We start from the raw sequence: 19,160 nt of genomic DNA on the forward strand, positions 1-19,160 counted from the left end.
CTCAGTGCCCTTCCTCGCGTCGCTCGCGTCGTGGTCGTCGTCGGGGGGTGCTCAGTCCCACTCCAGTCCTCCCCGTCGCCAGTCGTAGGCGTAGGCGACGCCGATCAGGCCGACGAAGATCAGCATCTGGACGAGGCCGAACATCCCCAGGGCGTCGAAGTGCACGGCCCACGGATAGAGGAAGACGATCTCGATGTCGAAGATGATGAACAGCATCGCCGTCAGGTAGTACTTGACGGGGAAACGGCCGCCACCGGCCGGCTGCGGGGTGGGCTCGATGCCGCACTCGTACGCGGCCAACTTGGCGCGGTTGTACCGCCGGGGGCCGACCAGCGCGGCGGTGACCACGGAGAAGACGGCGAATCCCGCTGCTAGGGCCCCAAGTACGAGGATCGGCACATAGGCGTTCACGCCACCTCGCTCCTTCCAGTCGTCGGCGACTGCGCTACCACGAAGATCATCGCTATGTGAGTCAGTTCACAAGGCTGTGGAGCATCCTATGCCCGGACCCCTGTGACCTTCGACACGGGGTCACCCATGAAGTTTGTGATCTCTCCCACCCGCCCATTTCCGTCAACGAGCCCCACGGGCGGACGTTTCACTCAACGTCGTCGCACAGCGACCATGTGCTGATTGTTCGGGGTATCCGACGACGTGGAGGGCGGTGCCGAGGGCGGTCGCCTATCACTTGGTGTAGCGGCCAAGCAAATTCGCGAAGGGGGCGACGCGGTGCTAAGTGGCTGGTCACCGGGCCGGCCACCCATCCACCGGGCCGAGGACGACGCCCCACCGGGCCGGCGCGGCACCGCAGTCGCCCTCGCCCCGCCACCCATGCAGACCCACCACGCCAGCCCCATCCAGGGGCGCGGGGAACCGCGCGAGCAACCCACCACCGGGCTCACGCCGACAACCCACCCAAGCCACGCACGTGAGCAGTCGCCCTCGCCCCCAGGCAGGCCGTCACCGACCACAGGTGAACCCGCACCCGACCCACCACGCCAGCCCCATCCAGGGGCGCGGGGAACTGCGCGAGCAACCACCCACCGGGCTCACGCCGACAACCCACCCAAGCCACGCACGTGAGCAGTCGCCCTCGCCCCCAGGCAGGCCGTCACCGACCACAGGTGAACCCGCACCCGACCCACCACGCCAGCCCCATCCAGGGGCGCGGGGAACTGCGCGAGCAACCACCCACCGGGGCGAGGACGACGACCCACCGCAACCACCCCGCCCCGCCGTCGTCCGCCCCGCCGTCGTCCGCCCCGCCGTCGGCAGACATTCCGTCGGCAGACATAGGGTGATCCCACGTGTCAGACATAACCCTCACCACGGCCGTCGCGCTGTGCGTGGTCGCCGCGCTCGCCGGCTGGGTGGACGCGGTCGTCGGGGGTGGCGGACTGCTGCTGCTCCCCGCGTTGCTGCTCGGCCTCCCGGACAGCTCCCCCACCCACGCACTCGGCACCAACAAGGCCGTCGCCGTCACCGGAACCTCCCTCGCCGCCGTCACCTACGCCAGAAAAGCCCCGCTCGACCGGTCGTTGGCCTGGCGGCTCGCCGGGCTCGCGACGCTCTCCGCGGCGGGCGGCGCGCTCTTCGCCTCGGCGGTCAGCAAGGAGGCGCTGCAACCGCTGATCATGGTGGTGCTGTTGGGCGTGGCCGGCTTCGTCGTCCTCCGACCGCGCTTCGGGCTCGGGGAGGAGGGGGCTGCGCCCGCGCCCACGCGCGCGAGAAGGGCGGTCGCGCTGCTGGTGGTCGGCGTGGTCATCGCCTTCTACGACGGGCTGATCGGCCCCGGCACCGGCACCTTCCTGGTGATCGCGCTGGTCGGGCTGCTGGGCATGTCGATGCTGCGCGCGACGGCCACCGCGAAGGTCGTGAACGTCGGAACGAACCTCGGCGCGCTGGCGGTCTTCGCGGGAAACGGCAGCGTGCTGTGGCAACTCGCCCCCGCCATGGCCCTGTTCAACATGGCGGGCGCCTGGGCCGGCGCCCACATGGCGCTGCGCCGGGGCAGCGGCTTCGTCCGGGGCGTACTGCTGGTCGTCGTCACGGCGTTGGTGGCGCGGCTCGCCTACGACCAGTGGTGGAGCTGACACCCTCGCGTACCACGAGCGTGAGCTCCACCACAGCGCGAATCGGTAACGAGTGGGCAACATTGATCCGGGCGCGCGCCCGTGCTAGCCGGGTGACGGTTCTTCGAAAAACCGACAATCAGCAGGACAGCGCGGCCAATTGGCCGGAAAGATCAACTTCCCGGCGAACCGACACTTCGGGCATATGCCCTCCCAACTCGACGCGTACACGCCGAGTGTGGCCGAAACAACAGTGATTGAGGGAAAAGGCCGCCGACTGATACCCGTTGGGACATGTCCCCAATCCGTTACCGAGGTCGGCACCGCAAGCCCCGGCCCTCCCGCATCAGCGGCCTGCGCCTGATTCGCGGCGGCGTCCTCACCGGCGTGGTCGGCACCGTCGCGGTGACCGGCGCCGCCACCCCCGCCTCCGCGAACGAGCGACCCGCCGAGTCCAGCGGCGAACTCCCCGTCGTCCGTTCGTCCCTGGCCGGCAGCAGCACCCTCGCCGCGCAGGCGACCGAGGACCTGGCCACCCACACCGCGCAGCGCCGCGCCGTCGACTCGGCGCAGGAGCGCGCCATCGTCGCCGCCCAACGCGCCGCCGCCGAGCAGCGCGAGGAGGCGGAGGAGCGCGCGGCGGCCGAGGCCGCGGCGCGCGAGGCCGCGGAACGCGCCCGAGCCGAGGAGGCGGCAGCGGCGGCCGAGGAGGCCGCGTCCGCCGAACCGGCGGCCGAGGCGGAGGTCGGCACGCTCTCCGCGCCCGCGCCCTCGGGCGGCGCCGGGGCCGTACTGGACTTCGTCCGCGCCCAGATAGGCGACAGCTACGTCATGGGCGGCACCGGCCCCGACAGCTGGGACTGCTCGGGCCTGATGCAGGCCGCTTTCCAGAACGCCGGCGTCTCGTTGCCGCGCGTCTCCGGCGCCCAGGCGACCGCCGGCACCCCCGTCTCCCTCGACGCCCTCCAGCCGGGCGACATCCTCTGGTGGGGGTCGAGCGCGGGCAGCGCCTACCACGTGGCCGTCTACACCGGTAACGGCACGTTCATCGGCGCCCAGAACCCGTCGACGGGCGTCGTGGAGCGAGACCTCGGCTACGACTCCCCCGCCGGCGCCGTGCGCGTCCTCTGACGCCGGCCACGGCGGAACGCGCGACGGCCCGGCAGGACACCCGAGGGGTCCTGCCGGGCCGTCGCGCGCGACCCCGCCGTGCGTTCAGGCGCGGGGCGTGAGCTTGGTCAGGCCGTTGATGACGCGGTCGGTCGCGTCGCCCCCCTGCGGGTCCGTCAGGTTGGCCAGCAGCTTCAGCAGGAAACGCATCAGCATCGGGTGGCTCAGCCCGCGCTCCGCGGCGATCTTCATCACCCGGGGGTTGCCGATGATCTTCACGAAGGCGCGGCCCAGCGTGTAGTAGCCGCCGTAGGTCTCCCGCAGCACCTTCGGGTAGCCGAGCAGCGCCAACTCCCGCTGGTGCGGGGTCGCGCGGGCCAGCGCCTGGCTGATCACCTCGGCGGCGATGTGGCCGGACTCCATGGCGTAGGCGATGCCCTCGCCGTTGAACGGGTTCACGAGCCCGCCGGCGTCGCCCACCAGCATCAGGCCGCGCCCGTAGTGCGGCTTGCGGTTGAACGCCATCGGCAGCGCCGCGCCCCGGATCGGGCCTGTCATGTGCTCGGGGGTGAACTGCCAGTCCTCCGGCATCCCCGCGCACCAGGCGCGCAGCACCTCGCGCCAGTCCAGGTCGCGGAAGGCCGGCGAGCTGTTGAGCACGCCGAGGCCGACGTTGGAGGTGCCGTCGCCCATGCCGAAGACCCAGCCGTACCCGGGCAGCAGCCGCTCCTTGCCGCCGCGCCGGTCCCACAGCTCCAGCCAGGACTCCAGGTAGTCGTCGTCGTGGCGGGGGCTGGTGAAGTACGTCCGCACCGCGACGCCCATCGGGCGGCGGTCGTCCCGGTGGCGGTCCATCGCCAGCGAGAGCCGGGAGGAGTTCCCGTCGGCGGCCACCACCACGGGGGCGCGGAAGCTGACCTGGCGCTTCTCGGCGCCCAACTTCGCCTCGACGCCCACGATCCGACCGGTGCGCTCGTCGCGGATCGGGCCCGAGACGTTGGCGCGCTGGTAGAGCCTGGCACCGGCCTTCTCGGCGGCGTTGGCCAGCTGCTCGTCGAAGTCGTCGCGCTTGCGCACCAGCCCGTAGTCCGGGTAGGCCGCCAACTCGGGCCAGTCCAGCTGGATGCGCTGCCCGCCGCTGATGATGCGCAGGCCCTTGTTCCGCAGCCAGCCCGCCTCCTCGGAGACGTCGATACCCATCGAGATCAGCTGCTTGGTGGCGCGCGGGGTGAGCCCGTCGCCGCAGACCTTCTCCCGGGGGAAGGCGGTCTTCTCCAGCAGCAGCACGTCGAGTCCGGCCTGGGCGAGGTGGAACGCGGTTGCCGAGCCAGCCGGCCCGGCCCCCACGACAATCACATCGGCGCTGTGTTCTGAGGGGGTCTTCTCGGCGGTCTCAGCCACGTTCGGCTCTCCCATCGGCGGTAGAGGCAGACTGGTCGGAGTCTATTCGCCGGGCGGGCGCGGTCGAGGGCGACCCGGGGGGCTTTCCCCGGCTTCGCACGCCATCTCCGCGATCCCCCCTCCGCCCGCGGCGCGCGCGGGCTCACTCACCGCCCGGTTTGAACCCCCGGTGCAACGCGACCACGCCGCCCGTCAGATCGCGCCAGGCCGGCCGTTCCCAGCCGGCCGCCCGCACCCGCTCGGCCAGCGCCGGCTGGTCGGGCCAGGCGCGGATCGACTCCGCGAGATAGACGTAGGCGTCCGGGCTGCTGGAGACCCGGGAGGCGACGGCGGGCAGCGCCCGCATCAGGTACTCCGTGTAGACCGTGCGGAACGGCGCCCACGTCGGATGGCTGAACTCGCAGACCACCAGCCGCCCGCCGGGCCTGGTCACCCGCAGCAGCTCGCGCAGCGCGGCGTCCGGGTCGCTGACGTTCCGCAGCCCGAAGGAGATCGTCACCGCGTCGAACGAGGCGTCGGCGAACGGCAGTCGGGTCGCGTCCCCCGCGGTGAACGGCAGCCACGGCTGACGGCGCTTGCCCGTCGTCAACATGCCCTGGCTGAAGTCACACGGCACGGTGAACGCGCCCGCCGCCGCGAACGGCTCGGACGAGGTGCCGGTGCCGGCGGCCAGGTCCAGGACGCACTCCCCCGGGCGCGGATCGACCGCCCGCACCACCGCGCCGCGCCAGCGGCGGTTCTGTCCCATCGCGAGGACGTCGTTGGTGAGGTCGTAACGGGCCGCCACCGCGTCGAACATGGCGGCGACGTCCTTCGGTTGCTTCTCCAGCGAGGCACGTGTCACCCGGCCATTGTCCCCGGGGCGCCCGGCTTACTCGTTCGGGGGACATCCCCGGGCAGCGGGGCGAGACTTCCGCCACCGGCCAACTACGGTGCGTGCATGACTCAGTTTCCCCGCGCGGCCCGAACGCTGCGCCTGGCCTCCCTCACCGCCACCGCGACGGGCGCCGTGCTCGCCGTCGGCGCCGGCACCGCCTCCGCCGAGGTGCTGCCCAGCGACCCGGCCAACGCCCTCGGCACCACGGCCGAGGTCACCGGCGGCTCCCTCCAGAGCGCGGTCGACCCGGTCCTGGACCTCCGGCTCTACCCGCTGGCCGAGACCGGCACCGACCCGCTGAGCAACACCGTGGGCACCCAGGTCGCCGACTTCCAGCCCGTCTCCACCGGCCTGCTGACCGACCAGCTCAGCGAGGGCGCCAGCACCCGCCAGTTGCTCGGCGGGCTGCCGCTGGTCGGCCCCGTGCTCGCCGGCTGACCCGTCCCGGCCCCGGCTTCGGGCCGGCGGCCCGGCCCGAAGCCCCGGCGCCCGGTCAGCGGGCGGCGAACGCGTTCACCCCCGTCAGCTCGGCCGAGAGCGACCACAGCCGCTCCGCCTGCTCCGGGTCCAGCGCGTACTCCCGCACCTGTTCGGCGTCCGCGATGTCGCAGTCCTCGCAGTAGGCGCCGCCCAGCCCGTCGAGCGCCGGCGAGGTCGCCGCCCACACCTGCGTGGCGGCGCCCTGCTCGGGCGACTTGAAGTCCGGGTTCAGCGCGTTCCCCTCGGCGTCCACCCAGCCGTACTCCACCATCTCCGCCAGTTCCATGTGCCGTTGCAGCGGCGTGAGGATGCCCCCGGGATGCAGCGAGAACGCCCGCACCCCCGACGCGCGGCCCAGCCGGTCCAGCCACCCGGCGAAGAGCACGTTGGCGGTCTTGGCCTGGCCGTACGCCTTCCACTTGTCGTAGCCCTCGGCGAAGTGGGGGTCGTGCCAACGGATCGGCGAGTGGTGGTGCCCCACCGAGGAGACGGAGACCACGCGGGCGCCCCCGGCCCGCGCGATGGCCGGCCAGATCCGGTTGACCAGGGCGAAGTGCCCCAGGTGGTTGGTGGCGAACTGGGCCTCCCAGCCCGGCCCGACGCGGGTCTCGGGGGCGGCCATGATCCCCGCGTTGTTGATGACCAGGGGCAGCGCGCGGCCCGAGGCCAGGAAGGTGTCGGCGAAGCGGGCCACGCTGTCCAGGTCGGCGAGGTCCAGCTCGGCGATCTCGACGCGGTCCAGCCCGCCGAGCACCCGCCGCGCTTCCTCCGGCCGCCGCCCGGCCACCAGGACACGGGCGCCGGCGCCGACCAGCGCGCGGGTGGTCTCCAGCCCGAGTCCGGAGTAGCCGCCGGTGACCAGCGCCAGGGTGCCCGTGAGGTCGATCCCGCGCAGCACCTCCGCGGCGGTGGTGCGGGCGCCGAAACCCGAGTCGATCTTCCGCTGTGGTGTCGTCGTCGCAGTCATGGCGCACACGGTAGGAGTGCGAGCGCACTCCAAGTCAACGGCGGATCACGGTTGGTGAGAAGGGCGCCGGGAGGCCGCGTCGACCTGCGGCCGGATACGGTGAGAGTTCTCACACCTACGGGCCGTCAACACCCCCGCCGCGCGGACGAATTCGGACATCCGAGGGCCAGTCAGCACCCACCAGGTCGAAGTCCGGGACCGCTCGCCGCCCGCCCGCATGGGAGCATGACGCCCACATGGCTTACGTTCTGCTGCCATGGAAACAGATCCTGAATTCGGCGGACCCGGCCGCCGACTGGTGGTGGCGGTGGCGTCGCTCCTCGCGGGCGCGGCGGTCCTGCTCTGGCTGTGGCCCGGAGGCATCGGCGAGGACGGGCCGGTGTGGGTGGTCGACGGCACCTCGGTCGACGTCTACCGGTCGATCACGGAGTGGGTCGACGGCACCCCCTCGTGGTTCGGGCACGCGCTGGAGATCGCCACCGAGGGCACGTTGATCGTGCTCGGCCTCGTACTGGTGTGGATCTGGTTCGCCGGTCTGCGCGCGGGCGACGCCGGCCGCGTCGCCGGGGCGATGGCCGTGGGCGTGGGAATGCTGGCGGCCTACGGGATCAGCGAGGCGCTGAAGGTCGTGATCGAGGAGGAGCGGCCGTGCCGCGCGGTCCCCGACGCCCTGGCGCTGGCCGAGTGCCCGCCGGCGGGCGACTGGTCCTTCCCGAGCAACCACTCGACGCTGGCCGTCTCCCTCGGCGTCGGGCTGGCGATCCTGCTGCCGCGACTGGCCGCCGTGGCGCTGCCGCTCGCCGCGCTCGGCGCGCTGCTGCGCGTCGCCGTCGGGGTGCACTACCCGCACGACGTGGTGGCCGGCGCCACGCTGGGCACCGCGGTCGCCGCCGCGACGCTGCTGCTGCTCGGCCCGGCCCTCGTCCGGCCGACCTCCGTGGTCTTCCGCAGGTGGCTGGGGCCCGAGCGGGCGACGACCGGCCGCGCCGGGTCGGGACGCCACGCCGTCCGACCGGAGCCGGCTCCCGGCCCCGCCGTCCCCCACACCCCCGGACCGGCCGACGACCGGGTCGCCGCGCACGACGAGCAGACCCTCACGCTCGGCGAACGGCCGCGCCCCGGCGGGCACTGACGGCCGACACCGCCGTCGACTTCCCGCGGGTACCGCCCGGGTGCGGTACCCGCGACCGCCCTCTCCCGCCCTCGGTCGTCCTACGCCGTCGGCAGCACCCGCACCCCCAACCGGGCGGCCAGCAGCGGCGCCAGCTCCACCAGCTGCCCCGGGCTGATCACCGCGCCCGCCAGCCGGTCGATGCCGCGCCCCGGCTCGAACGAGGAGAGGCCGCGCAGGTCCACGTCCCGCAGCGTGGCGCCCGTGAGGTCCGGGGAACGCAGCTCGCAGTCGTCGAAGGAGACCCGCTCCAGGGTGGCGCCGCCGAAGTCGGGCTCGACCAGCACGCAGCCCTCGAAGGTGACGTCGACCAGCCGGGACTGCCGCAGGTTCAGATAGTCGATCTTGCCGCCGCGCACCAGCACCCGGGTGAGCCTGGCGCCGCCGCACTGCACCCCGCCCAGCCGGGCGTCGCTGATCTCCACGTCCCGCAGCTCCGCGTCGAGCAGCTCGACCCCGACGCCCCGCACCTCGGTCAGCAGGCTGTCCAGCAGCCGCGCGCCCCGCAGCACCGCCCGGTCCAGCACACAGCCCCGCAGCGCGCAGTCGAGAAACGTCGCCCCGGGCGCGAGGGCCCCGCTCAGGTCGCTGGAGACGAACTCGAACCCGTCGTAGTCCTCCTCGGCCGCGAGGCTCTCCGACGCGTCGAACACCTCCGGCTCCCGGGGCAGCGCGAGCCGCGGCCGCCGGGGCTCCGGCACCGCCCCGCCGCTCCCGGTCGCGCGCTTCCCGTTCTGACCCCTGCCCGTTCCGCTGCCCGTTCCGCTCACCATGCCGCCATCCTGCCGGGCGCCACTGACAGTCGCGGGTCGGGCCGGTCCGGCGGCGGCCCGGAGGGTGTTGACCTCAAGTCGACTTGAAGAAGCAGGCTGGGGCCGTCTCCGCACGAACCCCGAACGCCACGAGGAAGCCCATGCGCGCCATCCGCCTGCACGCCTTCGGTCCCCCCGAGAACCTGACCTACGAGACCGTCGAGGACCCCGCCCCCGGCCCCGGGCAGCTGCGGATAGCCGTCGCCGCCGCCGGGGTGCACCTGGTCGACGCGGCGCTGCGCCGGGGCGTCGAGCCCGGCGGCGTCTGGCCGCGGGTCGCACTGCCCACCGTCCCGGGCCGCGAGGTCGCCGGCACCGTCGACGCGGTGGGCGAGGGCGTCGACACCTCCTGGGTCGGCCAGCGGGTCTCCGCCCACCTCGGCATGGCGCCCGGCGGCTACGCGGAACTCGCCGTCACGGACGCCGCCAGGGCGCACCGGCTGCCCGAGGGGGTGCCGGAGACCGACGCCGTCGCCGTCCTGGGCACCGGCCGGATGACGATGGGGCTGCTGCGGTTCGCCGCGGTCGAACCGGGCGACACCGTGCTGGTGCTGGCGGCGGCCGGCGGGATCGGTTCGCTGCTGACGCAGTACGCGCGGCATCGCGGGGCCACGGTGATCGGGGCGGCCGGCGGACCGGAGAAGGTCGCGACCGTGCGGGCGCTGGGCGCGGACCTCGCGGTCGACTACGACCGACCGGAGTGGACCGATGTCGTTCGTTCCGCCTTCGGCGAGCGACCGGTGCGGCATCTCTTCGAGGGCGTGGGCGGGGACCGGGCCCGCGCGGCCCTCGGGCTGCTCGGCAGGGGCGGCGGCCATGTCGCCTACGGCACGGCCTCGTCGGGCCTGGACGGCGCCGAGCCGACCACCGCGTCCCCGGAGGAGCGTTCCGCGCTGGGCATCACCTCGCGGGTCGCGCTCGGCCCCGCGCTCTTCGAGCGGATCGGCGGCGCGGAGAACCTGCGGGTGCTGGAGGAGGAGGCGCTCACGCTGCTGGCGGACGGCGTCCTCGCGCCGTTGACCCGGCGGTTCCCGCTGGCCGAGGCGGCCGCCGCGCACCGCGCCCTGGAGGGCAGGGCCACCACGGGCAAGGTGGTCCTCCTCCCCTGAACCCGCGCCCCCGGGCCGGGGGGCGGGGGCGCGGAGCGGGGGGGTGCGGGACGCGCACGAGGGGCGCGCGTCCCGCACCGGCCGCCTCCGTTCACCCCTCCACGCGGTGCGCCTCCAGCAGCACCAGCCGCTCCGGGTGCTGGATCGGCGCGCGCACGCCGGCCTCGGCGAGCACCCGGCCGGGCAGCGTGACGCCCTCGCCCCACCAGGCCAGCGGGGTCAGCGCAGGCCCGCGCGACCGGTCGGCCGGCGGCAGCGGCGCGACGCGGTACAGCGCGTCGGGCACCAGGCCCGGCAGCCGCACGTTCCCGGACGGGACCCGCACGCCGGTGGCGACCTGTGCGAGCGCGAAGACCGCGTGCCCGCCGTCCTCCGCGACCACGCCGTGCACCCACAGCGCCGGGTCCGCGTGGTCCTCGCGCACCACGCGGCCGGTGTGCAGCAGCGGCCGGAGCCGCTTGTGGAGGGCGATCCACTCGGCGAGCGCGGCCCGGTCCTCGGGCGAGGCGCTGGTCAGGTCCCACTCGATCCCGAAGTGGCCGAAGAGCGCGGTGCCGGCGCGGAACTCCAGGCCGTGGGTGCGTCCCGTGGTGTGCGCCGTCGGCGCGCCGACGTGCGCCCCCATCAGCTCGGGGGGCAGCAGCACGCCGGTCCAGCGCTGGATGCGCTGCCGCTCCAGGGCGTCGATGCAGTCGCTGGTCCACACCCGGTCGGTGCGCTCCAGGATGCCGAGGTCGACCCGGCCGCCGCCGGAGGAGCAGGACTCGATCTCCAACTCCGGGTGGCGTCGGCGCAGTTCGTCCAGGAGCCGGTAGACCGCGCGGGTCTGCGCGTGCACCCCCGCCCGGCCGGTGGGGCCATGGCCGGCCTCCACCAGGTCCCGGTTGTGGTCCCACTTCAGATAGGTCAGCGCGTACTCGCCGACCAGCGCGTCCAGCCGTTCCAGCAGATAGGCGTACGCCTCCGGGTTGCCGAGGTCCAGCACCTGCTGGTTCCGGGACTCCGGGGGCAGCCGGCCGCCGGTCGCCATGATCCACTCGGGGTGGGCGCGGGCCAGGTCGGAGTCGGGGCTGACCATCTCCGGCTCGACCCACAGGCCGAACTCCAACCCCAGGCCCCGGACGTACTCGGCCAACGGATGCAGCCCCTCGGGCCACACGGTCTCGTCCACGTACCAGTCGCCGAGCCCGGCCCGGTCGTTCCGCCGGCCCCGGAACCAGCCGTCGTCCAGCACGAAGCGCTCGGCGCCGACCTCGGCGGCGGCGTCCGCCAGCTCCTTGAGCTTGGGCAGCTCGTGGCGGAAGTAGACGGCCTCCCAGACGTTGAGGGTGACCGGGCGCGGACCGGACGGGTGGTGCGGCCTGGCGCGCAGATACCCGTGGAAGCGGCCGGCCAGCTCGTCGAGGCCGTGCCGCCCGTAGCTGCCGAAGACCCACGGAGAGGTGTAGCTCTCCCCCGGACCGAGGATGATCTCGCCGGGCAGCGGCAGCTCGCCGCCGGCCAGCAGGGAGACGCCGGTGTGGGTGCGCTCGGCGAGGGAACGGTGGTTGCCGCTCCAGCCGACGTGCAGCCCCCAGACCTCACCGGTGCGGAAGCCGAAGCCCGCCTCGCCCGCGAGATGCACGGTCACCGCGTCCGTCCCGGTGCGGCCCTTGCGACCGTCCCGCAGATGGGTGCCAAGGGTGAACGCGTGCCGCTGCGGGGTGCGTTCGCGCAGGTGGCGGCCGGTCATGTCGAGGAGTTCCGTGGCGCGTTCCGGCAGCGGGAGGGCCAGCAGCAGCCCGTCCAGGGTGAACGGGGCGGCGTCCTCCCCGGCGAGGCTGGTGAGCCCGGCCCGCTGGCGCACCAGGCCGCTGTCGGTCAGCTCGATCTCCAGCCGCAGTTCGAGAGCGGCGACCGGGTCCTCGGCGACCACCGTCAGCGCACGGCCCTCGACGCGCCGGGAGGTGACGGCGAAGGCCGTGGAGAAGTCGGTGCCGGCGCGGTGCCCGGTGAGCCCCGGTGTGCCCTGCCAGCCGGCCGAGTGCTCGGGGAGGAGGGCCAGCGGCACCACGACGTCCACGTTGTTCCAGGCGACCTGCGGGACCGCGGCGCGGGCCATGGCCGCCATGGTCTCCCCGGTCAGCTCGCCCAGGTCGGCGCCCCAGTGCACGACCCGGGGCAGGCCGTCCCCGGTGCAGTCGAGCACCAGCGCGGTGCCGGCCGCGCGGAAGTTGAGGTACGACCCATCGTGCATCGGCGATCCCTTGTTCGCTCATGTTGAGACGTGCGCGGTTATTTCTATGTTCGCCCGCCCCGGCCGGTCAACAGGGCGCCCGCGCCACAGGCTTCGCCCTCTCGCCCCCGCCCGGCGGGCACCGGGACGGCACCGGCTCCAGGAGTCGCGGAAGCCGCCTCCGCACCCCCCGTCAGCCACTGACGCTCGGTCACAAAAACATCACGGTGCGCCGATACCGCGACCCCCCGGCCCCACCGGACGACATCATCAGCGCACCCCCCACAACACCGCTCGCACGACCCGGAGGGGGAACCATGACCGATCAACCCGGCTGGCCGCAGGGAAGGGGCCCCGGCGATACGCCACCGCACGCCGGGGTTCCCGGCGCTCACCCCATGCCCCCCGCCCCACCCCGCAGCCAGCGCAAGACGCTCCTCACCCACGGGGCGGTCGGCATCGTCTGCCTCCTGGTCGGGGTCGGCATCGGCGCGGCGGGCGACACCGAGGAGGACACCGACGCCAGCGCGGAGCCGTCCCTGTCCGTGTCGGCGGGTGAGGAGGCCCTCGCCGAGCAGCGGGCGGCGGACCCCGCTCCCGCCGACGACGCGGAACCGGAACCGGAAGCCGAACCCGAACCGGAGCCCGAGCCGGAGCCGCAAGGGCCGGCCGAGGCATTCTCCGACGGCGTCCACCTCGCGGGCGAGGACATCGCGCCAGGCGAGTACACCACCGACGGCCCGGACCCGGACGACGTGTGGCCAATGTGCTACTGGTCCCGCAACAGCGATTCCAGCGGCGAGTTCGAGGCGATCATCGCCAACGAGAACCTCCAGGGCCCCGGCCGCGTGACCATCAACGACGGTGAGTACCTGGAGGCCTCCGGCGGCTGCGAGTGGAACCTCGCCTAGACGGCGTCCGCCCAGTCTCCACGCCGAAGAGGCTGGGCGGACACTCGGGCGGGCGCCCGGAACAGCGGAAACCGGTCAGCACCGGAGAAACCGCCCCCTCCGCGTCAGAGCACGCCGAAGCAGGGGGTACGCGTGGTCGAACGAGTGGCGCGCCCTGGTCGCCGCGGCCGAGCCGGAGAACCGCGGACCGCGAAGAAGGCCGGAGAGGGACGGCGTGAGCCGCCTGTCGGATTCGAACCGACGACCTGCTGTTTACAAGACAGCTGCTCTGGCCAACTGAGCTAAGGCGGCGAGTGCCCGTGCGTCCTGGCGCCCTCAAGGCCGGACCAGCCTACACGCCCGCAGGTGACGGGTGTCGGCCGGTGGGAGGGACGAGGAATTTTTTGCCGGTAGGTACTGACTTTTATATTGCTTTCGAGTTAGGTTCACCGTGCGTCCATTCACATGGTCGTTACACCTTCCTACTCGGATCGTCCGGCACGTTCCTGCCGGTAGAAGGAGACAACACGACATGGCTACGGTCACCTATGACAAGGCCACCCGGGTCTACCCGGGCGCCGACACCCCCGCCGTCGACCAGCTCGACATCCAGATCGAGGACGGCGAGTTCCTGGTTCTCGTCGGCCCCTCCGGCTGTGGGAAGTCCACCTCCCTGCGGATGCTCGCCGGCCTGGAGGACGTGAACGGCGGCTCGATCCACATCGGTGACCGGGATGTCACCCACCTTCCCCCGAAGGACCGGGACATCGCGATGGTGTTCCAGAACTACGCGCTGTACCCGCACATGACCGTCGCCCAGAACATGGGCTTCGCGCTCAAGATCGCCGGCGTCAACAAGACGGACATCCGGGCGAAGGTCGAGGAGGCCGCCAAGATCCTCGACCTCACCGAGTACCTGGACCGCAAGCCGAAGGCGCTCTCCGGTGGTCAGCGCCAGCGTGTCGCGATGGGCCGCGCCATCGTCCGTGAGCCGCAGGTCTTCCTCATGGACGAGCCGCTCTCCAACCTGGACGCCAAGCTCCGTGTCCAGACCCGTACCCAGATCGCCGGCCTCCAGCGCCGCCTGGGCGTCACCACCGTCTACGTCACCCACGACCAGGTCGAGGCCATGACGATGGGCGACCGGGTCGCGGTGCTCAAGGACGGTCTGCTCCAGCAGGTCGACAGCCCGCGCAACATGTACGACAAGCCCGCCAACCTCTTCGTCGCCGGCTTCATCGGCTCCCCGGCCATGAACCTGGTCGAGGTCCCGATCACCGACGGCGGCGTGAAGTTCGGCAACAGCGTCGTCCCGATCGAGCGCGCCACGCTCACCGAGGCCCAGAACAAGGGCGACAGCAACGTGGTCGTCGGCTGCCGTCCCGAGCACTTCCGCGTGGTCGACGGCGAGTCCGAGAGCGCCCTGGCCAAGGCCGACGAGGGCGCCAGCGCGGGCCTCGCCGTCACGGTCAACGTCGTCGAGGAGACGGGCGCCGACGCCTACGTCTTCGGCACCGCCGAGTTCAACGGCGAGGTCAAGGACCTGGTCATCCGCGTCGACAGCCGCCACGTCCCGGAGAAGGGCAGCAAGCTGAACATCGAGCCCAAGCCCGGCGAGACCCACGTCTTCGCCGCCGGCTCGGGCGAGCGCCTCAGCGACTGACCCGAAGCGCGCCACCGGGGCCGCGTTCCCACCCAGAGCGGGTGGGGCGCGGCCCTTCGGCGTTCCCACGTGCTCTTCCGGCGTACCCACCCGCCCCTCGGCGTTCCCACCCGCCCCTCGGCGTTTCCACGCGCCCTTCGGCGTCTCCACCCGCCCCTCGGCGTTTCCACGTGCCCTTCGGCGGCACGCCCCTCGGTATCGCCGTGCCCTCGGCGCTCCTCGGGCGTCGCTCCCCCGCGCAGCGGGCGACAAGAACCCACGGAGGTCAACGCCCGCGTCAACGCCCCTCGGAGAAATTCCCGCACGGCGTCACTCGTGCGGGTGACGGAATGCCATCAACCCACCACACCTCGCTACGATTCGGCTCGTGCCATCCACAAGGCCCCTACTCGGGGCCCGGCTTGGCCCCGTGGCCGGGTGCCCCCGCGCCGCGCCACCAACGCACGCCTCCCACCCACCGTTTCGCGTCACCGTTTCGCGAGGAAGCGCGAGGAAGACACCGTGAACCAGGCACTCCGCCACATCGGCAGAAGTCTCGCCGTCGCCCTGCCAGCCGTGCTGGTGCTCTCCGGCACACTCGCCGTCACGCGCGTGCCCTGGGCCTCCCCTCCCTCCGAGGTGCAGATGCTCACGGCCGCCGCCGAGCAGGAGGCGCACGCGCCGCAGGACCTGCTGCGCGACAGCCTGTTGACGACGCTGCGGCAGCAGGACCCGTCGGTGGCGCTCACCGGCCTGCAGACCGCGGTCGACGAGGACCCCTCCCTCGCCCCGCACTGCGCCGAGATCGCCCAGGCTCTCGGCCAGGCCGCCGTCGAGAAGTACGGCAGCGCGCAGCGCGCCCAGCGCTTCTCCCGTCCCGTCTGTGACACCTCCTTCGCGGCCGGCGTGGCTCAGGTCGACTGACCCCGCATAGGCTGCGGCCATGAGCAACGCCGCATCCGACGCCGTCACACACCCCAGCCAGGCCGTGGTCCTGGCCGGCGGGCAGGGCTCCCGGCTCCGCCCCTACACCGACGACCGGCCCAAGCCGATGGTGGAGATCCCCGGCACCGGCGAGCCGATCATCGGGCACCAGCTGCGCTGGCTGGCCTCCGAGGGCGTGACGGACGCGGTGATCTCCTGCGGACATCTGGCCGAGGTGCTCCAGAGCTGGCTCGCGTCGAACGAGCTGCCGCTGCGGGTCAAGACGGTCGTCGAGCAGGAGCCGTTGGGGCGCGGCGGCGGCCTCAAGTACGCCGCCGCCGCGCTCCCCCGCCCCGACGAGCCCTGGTTCGCCACCAACGGCGACATCTGGACGCGCTTCTCGCTACGCGAGATGGCCGAGTTCCACGACGAGCGCGACGCGTTGGCCACCCTGGCGCTGGCCCGCCCCCGCATCCCCTGGGGCGCGGTGGAGACCGACGAGTTCGGCCATGTGCTGGACTTCATCGAGGCCCCGCCCTCGCCGTATCTGATCAACGCCGGCGTCTACGTCTTCGCCGCCGAGTTCACCGCGCTGCTGCCCGACCGGGGCGACCACGAGCGTCACACCTTCCCCCGCCTGGCCAGGTCACGCCGGCTGGCCGGCTTCCCGCTCTCCCAGGGCGCCTACTGGCGGGCCATCGACACCGCGAAGGACCTGACCGAGGCGGCCAGGGAGCTCGGCGGCTGACCGCTCCCTACGGCCCCGCGGGGGAGCCGAAGTGGACGAGGCAGTGCCAGAGCCACTTCAACTCCTGTGCGTCGTGGGCCCCCGAGCGCGCGGCGTCGCCGATCATCCGCGGGTCGAGCATCCCGTCCTCCGCCAGCCGCCGGCCGAGCGCCACCGCCGCCGGCCCGCGGAACTCCGCGTTCTCCTCCAGCACTTCGAGCGCCAGCCGGAACCCCGGATGCCACTCCACCGGGCAGCGCAGCGCGGCGGCGGCCTCGGCCACCGGCGTTCCCCGGTGGCTCGGGTCGAGCACCAGCGCGGCGACATCGCGCCCCCACTCGACCGGACCGTGAACATGCGCCTCGACATATCCGTCGAGCGCCGAGGCGTGCCCAGCGAGCGCGTCGGCCGACGCCCGCGCCACCAGGTCGCAGCGGGCCGCCACGCCGAACGCGGTCGGCCCGGCCGAGCTGTCCGGATAGCAGAAGGTGCTGCGCGCCAACACCTCGGGCACCAGCCGAAAGTGCGCCGACCCGAAGCGCGGCGCGGCGCCCACCGCGCGGAGACGGTGGTTCAACGCGCCGTAGACCGGACGTACCCGGGCGGGGGCGGAGTCGTAGGCGGCGCCGAAGATGCGACTCTCCCAACGCCAACGGTCCCCGCCGGGACGGGCGGTGAGTCCGCCGTTGCTGGTCCCGGTGGCGAACTGGGAGAGATAGACGCCGTCCTCGGCCATCCGGCGCAGGATCGGCAGCCCCCCGGCGAGCCGGTCGGGGTGGAAGTTGAGCGTCAGCGGCAGCGCCGGATCGAGCGGACCGCCGACGGCCAGCCCGGCGACGTGGCGCAGCGCCCGCCGCATGGCGGAGTCCTCGGACACGGCCCCAGTCTGCCCGGGGAACTCCCCGCCCGCCGACCGCTTTTCCGGCGACCGCACGGCAACCGCCCACCGGCGGAACGGGGCACGGCGGAACGGGGGCACGGGAACCCCGCGAGCAACCACCCAGCGGGCTGACGGCCGGCAAGCCACCCCGGCCACGCCCGTGACCAGCCGCGGCGGCAGCCGCTATTCGGCTCACTCTCCTAGAACCCCACCTAACCGAGCAGCCCGCCGAGGGGGTCGGGGCTGCCCTGATCACCCCCGTCGTCCTGGCCGTCGCCGGGGTCCGGCGCCGGCTCCTCCGCGCCGCCGCCCGTGCCGGGATCGCCGGTGCCGTCCTCCGGGCTGGCCGGCGGCGCGGCCGGCGCCGAGTCCTGCGGCGCCTCGGACGGCGCCTCGGACTCCGGCGCCCGGGAGCCCGCGTCCGGCGCCGGCTCGCTCGGCGCGGTGCCGCCGGGCGCGCTCTCCTCGCGCTCCTCCGCCTCGGCGGCCTCCCGCTCGGCGTCGGCCGCCTCCCGCTCGGCCTCCTCGCGCCGCTCCGCCTCGGCCGCCGCCTCGCGCTCGCGCTCCAGGCGGGCCTCCTCCTCCTCGTCGATGAGCGACTCACCGGGAAGGTGGTTGCGCGGCGGCTCGCCGGGCTCGGGCACGGTGGCGAACTGCGCGGAACGCACCGCGCTGCCCAGCAGCGAACCGACCAGCAGCGCCACCCCGAGCAGCAGCGACGCCAGCAGCGCGCCGCGCCGCAGCACCCGCCGGCGCAGCGCGCTCAGCGGCGCCCGCGGCCCGAGCCTGCGCCACGCCTCGCCGGCGAGCCGCGCGTCCAGGGAGTGCACGGGCGCGCCGGCGATGACCAGGGGGGTCCAGGCGGCGAAGAGAACGATCTCGGGGGTGTCGTAGGCCGGGCCGTGCTGCCAGCTGACCGTCGTCAGCAGTGCCAGCGAGAGCGCGGCGCCGAGCAGCGCGGCGGCCCGCTGCCACAGCCCGAAGAGGGTGAGCACGCCGACCACGATCTGGCAGAACGCCACGGTCAGCCCGGCGCCCACCGGATGCGCCACCGCCCAGTCGTGCAGCGGGGCGGCCACCGCCCACGGCTCCATCGAGGCGAGCCAGGTGCGGAGCGAACCGCGGTCGCCGCCGTCGAAGTAGACCGGGTCGGTGAGCTTGCCCATCCCGGCGTAGATCGCCATGAAGCCGAGCAGCAGCCGCAGCGGCAGCAGCACCAGCCCCAGGCTCATCCGGCGATCGCTGTGGAACGCCCTGGCGCGCCGACCGCGCCCGCGGCCCCGCGCGACGCGCGGCGCCGGCTCGCCCTCCGGAACGGTCTCGAACTCGCCGGTCTCCCACTCGCCGGTGTCCCACTCGCCGGTCTCGTCCGGCTCCAGCGGCCTCCGGCCGCGCGGTGGGACACGCCCCCCGGGGACCACGGGCCCGCCGGGAACGCCCTCGTCGGCCGGCACGTCCGGCACCGGGGGCAGCGGCGTGGTGGTCTCACCGAGGTGCGGGGCGCGGGGGGCGACGACGGTGCCGGTCCGCCGCACGGGCCTGGCCCCGGCCGGGACCCGGGGCAGCACCTCGGTGGCCAGGCCCTCACCCGGGGCCCCTGGTCCGCCCGCCTCGCGCACCGCCTGGAGCAGCGAGCCGGCGGCGCGGTCCCCCGGCGCGCTCTGCCCGCTCCACACCAGGGGCCGACGCCTGGCCGGCGACACCCCCGCGGGCACCGGCCCCGAACCACCGACCGCTTCGGGCACGACGATGCTCACCGGCGGCGGGGTGGCCAGCCGCACCCGGAAACTGGCGTGGTTCACGATGACCTGCGCCGGGTCGCATGGCACCTTGACCATGCTCAGCACCGGCTCGTCCATCGGTCGGCCGCGGAGTGTTCTGGT

At 73.7% G+C, this 19,160-nt stretch carries 17 protein-coding genes and 1 tRNA gene; 9 read left to right on the top strand and 9 right to left on the bottom strand.

From position 1 onward, the window contains the following. Nucleotides 1–51 precede the first annotated feature (51 nt). A complete protein-coding gene (locus tag CRP51_RS22605) occupies nt 52–411 on the bottom strand; it encodes an NADH-quinone oxidoreductase subunit A (RefSeq protein WP_097233152.1) in 360 nt (119 codons plus the stop codon). A gap of 896 nt (nt 412–1,307) precedes the next feature. Here CRP51_RS22605 and CRP51_RS22610 point away from each other — a divergent pair. Both CRP51_RS22610 and CRP51_RS22615 read left to right on the top strand, forming a co-directional pair. Beyond that, nucleotides 1,308–2,093: a sulfite exporter TauE/SafE family protein gene (locus CRP51_RS22610; protein ID WP_097233153.1), complete on the top strand. Its 786-nt coding sequence runs from the start codon at nt 1,308–1,310 to the stop codon at nt 2,091–2,093. 273 nt (nt 2,094–2,366) lie between these two features. Further along, nucleotides 2,367–3,203, top strand: a complete 837-nt coding sequence (locus tag CRP51_RS22615; protein ID WP_097233154.1) for a C40 family peptidase — start codon at nt 2,367–2,369, stop codon at nt 3,201–3,203. Between the two features lie 84 nt (nt 3,204–3,287). Here the strand turns inward: CRP51_RS22615 and CRP51_RS22620 are convergent, their stop codons facing one another. Together CRP51_RS22620 and CRP51_RS22625 are read right to left on the bottom strand one after the other, a co-directional pair. Further along, on the bottom strand, nt 3,288–4,583 hold the full coding sequence (locus CRP51_RS22620; protein WP_245880749.1) for a geranylgeranyl reductase family protein: 1,296 nt from the start codon (nt 4,581–4,583) through the stop codon (nt 3,288–3,290). 142 nt (nt 4,584–4,725) lie between these two features. Then, complete coding sequence (locus tag CRP51_RS22625; protein ID WP_097233156.1) at nt 4,726–5,427, bottom strand: demethylmenaquinone methyltransferase; 702 nt, start codon at nt 5,425–5,427, stop codon at nt 4,726–4,728. Between the two features lie 96 nt (nt 5,428–5,523). On the opposite strand from CRP51_RS22625, the gene CRP51_RS22630 reads away from it, so the two are divergent. Beyond that, a complete protein-coding gene (locus CRP51_RS22630; RefSeq protein ID WP_097233157.1) occupies nt 5,524–5,898 on the top strand; it encodes a hypothetical protein in 375 nt (124 codons plus the stop codon). A gap of 55 nt (nt 5,899–5,953) precedes the next feature. Here the strand turns inward: CRP51_RS22630 and CRP51_RS22635 are convergent, their stop codons facing one another. Next, complete coding sequence (locus CRP51_RS22635) at nt 5,954–6,907, bottom strand: SDR family NAD(P)-dependent oxidoreductase (protein WP_097233158.1); 954 nt, start codon at nt 6,905–6,907, stop codon at nt 5,954–5,956. A gap of 256 nt (nt 6,908–7,163) precedes the next feature. Here CRP51_RS22635 and CRP51_RS22640 point away from each other — a divergent pair, with 256 nt between their 5' ends. Further along, on the top strand, nt 7,164–8,039 hold the full coding sequence (locus CRP51_RS22640; RefSeq protein ID WP_097233159.1) for a phosphatase PAP2 family protein: 876 nt from the start codon (nt 7,164–7,166) through the stop codon (nt 8,037–8,039). Nucleotides 8,040–8,119: 80 nt separating this feature from the next. Here CRP51_RS22640 and CRP51_RS22645 read toward each other — a convergent pair whose 3' ends face one another. Then, entirely contained in the window at nt 8,120–8,851 is a 732-nt protein-coding gene (locus CRP51_RS22645) for a pentapeptide repeat-containing protein (RefSeq protein ID WP_097233160.1), read from the bottom strand. Nucleotides 8,852–8,991: 140 nt separating this feature from the next. Here CRP51_RS22645 and CRP51_RS22650 point away from each other — a divergent pair, with 140 nt between their 5' ends. Continuing rightward, the gene (locus CRP51_RS22650) at nt 8,992–9,999 is read left to right on the top strand and encodes a zinc-binding dehydrogenase (protein WP_097233161.1); all 1,008 of its coding nucleotides are present in this window, start codon (nt 8,992–8,994) and stop codon (nt 9,997–9,999) included. Between the two features lie 91 nt (nt 10,000–10,090). On the opposite strand, the gene CRP51_RS22655 is transcribed toward CRP51_RS22650, so the two are convergent. Further along, nucleotides 10,091–12,235 (bottom strand): alpha-galactosidase, encoded by a 2,145-nt coding sequence (locus CRP51_RS22655; RefSeq protein WP_097233162.1) that lies wholly within the window; start codon nt 12,233–12,235, stop codon nt 10,091–10,093. Between the two features lie 377 nt (nt 12,236–12,612). Between CRP51_RS22655 and CRP51_RS28955 the strand changes: the two genes are divergently transcribed. Next, nucleotides 12,613–13,125: an Rv1352/Rv1906c domain-containing protein gene (locus CRP51_RS28955; protein ID WP_097233163.1), complete on the top strand. Its 513-nt coding sequence runs from the start codon at nt 12,613–12,615 to the stop codon at nt 13,123–13,125. Between the two features lie 217 nt (nt 13,126–13,342). Here CRP51_RS28955 and CRP51_RS22665 read toward each other — a convergent pair. Continuing rightward, a tRNA-Thr gene (locus CRP51_RS22665) sits at nt 13,343–13,416 on the bottom strand. A 220-nt stretch (nt 13,417–13,636) separates the two neighbouring features. Here CRP51_RS22665 and CRP51_RS22670 point away from each other — a divergent pair. The 3 genes from CRP51_RS22670 (at nt 13,637) to CRP51_RS22680 (ending at nt 16,418) form a co-directional block, all read left to right on the top strand. Then, nucleotides 13,637–14,767: an ABC transporter ATP-binding protein gene (locus tag CRP51_RS22670; RefSeq protein ID WP_097233164.1), complete on the top strand. Its 1,131-nt coding sequence runs from the start codon at nt 13,637–13,639 to the stop codon at nt 14,765–14,767. A 501-nt stretch (nt 14,768–15,268) separates the two neighbouring features. Continuing rightward, on the top strand, nt 15,269–15,670 hold the full coding sequence (locus CRP51_RS22675; protein ID WP_097233165.1) for a hypothetical protein: 402 nt from the start codon (nt 15,269–15,271) through the stop codon (nt 15,668–15,670). Between the two features lie 19 nt (nt 15,671–15,689). Continuing rightward, nucleotides 15,690–16,418 (top strand): nucleotidyltransferase family protein, encoded by a 729-nt coding sequence (locus tag CRP51_RS22680; RefSeq protein WP_097233166.1) that lies wholly within the window; start codon nt 15,690–15,692, stop codon nt 16,416–16,418. 7 nt (nt 16,419–16,425) lie between these two features. Here the strand turns inward: CRP51_RS22680 and CRP51_RS22685 are convergent, their stop codons facing one another. Together CRP51_RS22685 and CRP51_RS22690 are read right to left on the bottom strand one after the other, a co-directional pair. Next, nucleotides 16,426–17,256 carry a DUF3626 domain-containing protein gene (locus CRP51_RS22685; protein ID WP_097233230.1) on the bottom strand — a complete coding sequence of 277 codons (831 nt, stop codon included), beginning with the start codon at nt 17,254–17,256 and terminating at the stop codon, nt 16,426–16,428. Between the two features lie 233 nt (nt 17,257–17,489). Beyond that, nucleotides 17,490–19,136, bottom strand: a complete 1,647-nt coding sequence (locus tag CRP51_RS22690; RefSeq protein ID WP_245880750.1) for a DoxX family membrane protein — start codon at nt 19,134–19,136, stop codon at nt 17,490–17,492. Nucleotides 19,137–19,160: the final 24 nt, after the last annotated feature.

Source organism: Streptomyces zhaozhouensis (assembly GCF_900230195.1).
Taxonomy (GTDB): Bacteria; Actinomycetota; Actinomycetes; order Streptomycetales; family Streptomycetaceae; genus Streptomyces; species Streptomyces zhaozhouensis.

Bases quoted from the DNA above. Each gene is read 5' to 3' on its own strand.
- CRP51_RS22615 (WP_097233154.1), top strand. From the start codon at position 2,367: ATGTCCCCAATCCGTTACCGAGGTCGGCACCGCAAGCCCCGGCCCTCC.
- CRP51_RS22630 (WP_097233157.1), top strand. From the start codon at position 5,524: ATGACTCAGTTTCCCCGCGCGGCCCGAACGCTGCGCCTGGCCTCCCTC.
- CRP51_RS22635 (WP_097233158.1), bottom strand. From the start codon at position 6,907: ATGACTGCGACGACGACACCACAGCGGAAGATCGACTCGGGTTTCGGC.
- CRP51_RS22640 (WP_097233159.1), top strand. From the start codon at position 7,164: ATGGAAACAGATCCTGAATTCGGCGGACCCGGCCGCCGACTGGTGGTG.
- CRP51_RS22645 (WP_097233160.1), bottom strand. From the start codon at position 8,851: ATGGTGAGCGGAACGGGCAGCGGAACGGGCAGGGGTCAGAACGGGAAG.
- CRP51_RS22650 (WP_097233161.1), top strand. From the start codon at position 8,992: ATGCGCGCCATCCGCCTGCACGCCTTCGGTCCCCCCGAGAACCTGACC.
- CRP51_RS22655 (WP_097233162.1), bottom strand. From the start codon at position 12,235: ATGCACGATGGGTCGTACCTCAACTTCCGCGCGGCCGGCACCGCGCTG.
- CRP51_RS28955 (WP_097233163.1), top strand. From the start codon at position 12,613: ATGCCCCCCGCCCCACCCCGCAGCCAGCGCAAGACGCTCCTCACCCAC.
- CRP51_RS22670 (WP_097233164.1), top strand. From the start codon at position 13,637: ATGGCTACGGTCACCTATGACAAGGCCACCCGGGTCTACCCGGGCGCC.
- CRP51_RS22680 (WP_097233166.1), top strand. From the start codon at position 15,690: ATGAGCAACGCCGCATCCGACGCCGTCACACACCCCAGCCAGGCCGTG.
- CRP51_RS22685 (WP_097233230.1), bottom strand. From the start codon at position 17,256: ATGCGGCGGGCGCTGCGCCACGTCGCCGGGCTGGCCGTCGGCGGTCCG.
- CRP51_RS22690 (WP_245880750.1), bottom strand. From the start codon at position 19,136: ATGGACGAGCCGGTGCTGAGCATGGTCAAGGTGCCATGCGACCCGGCG.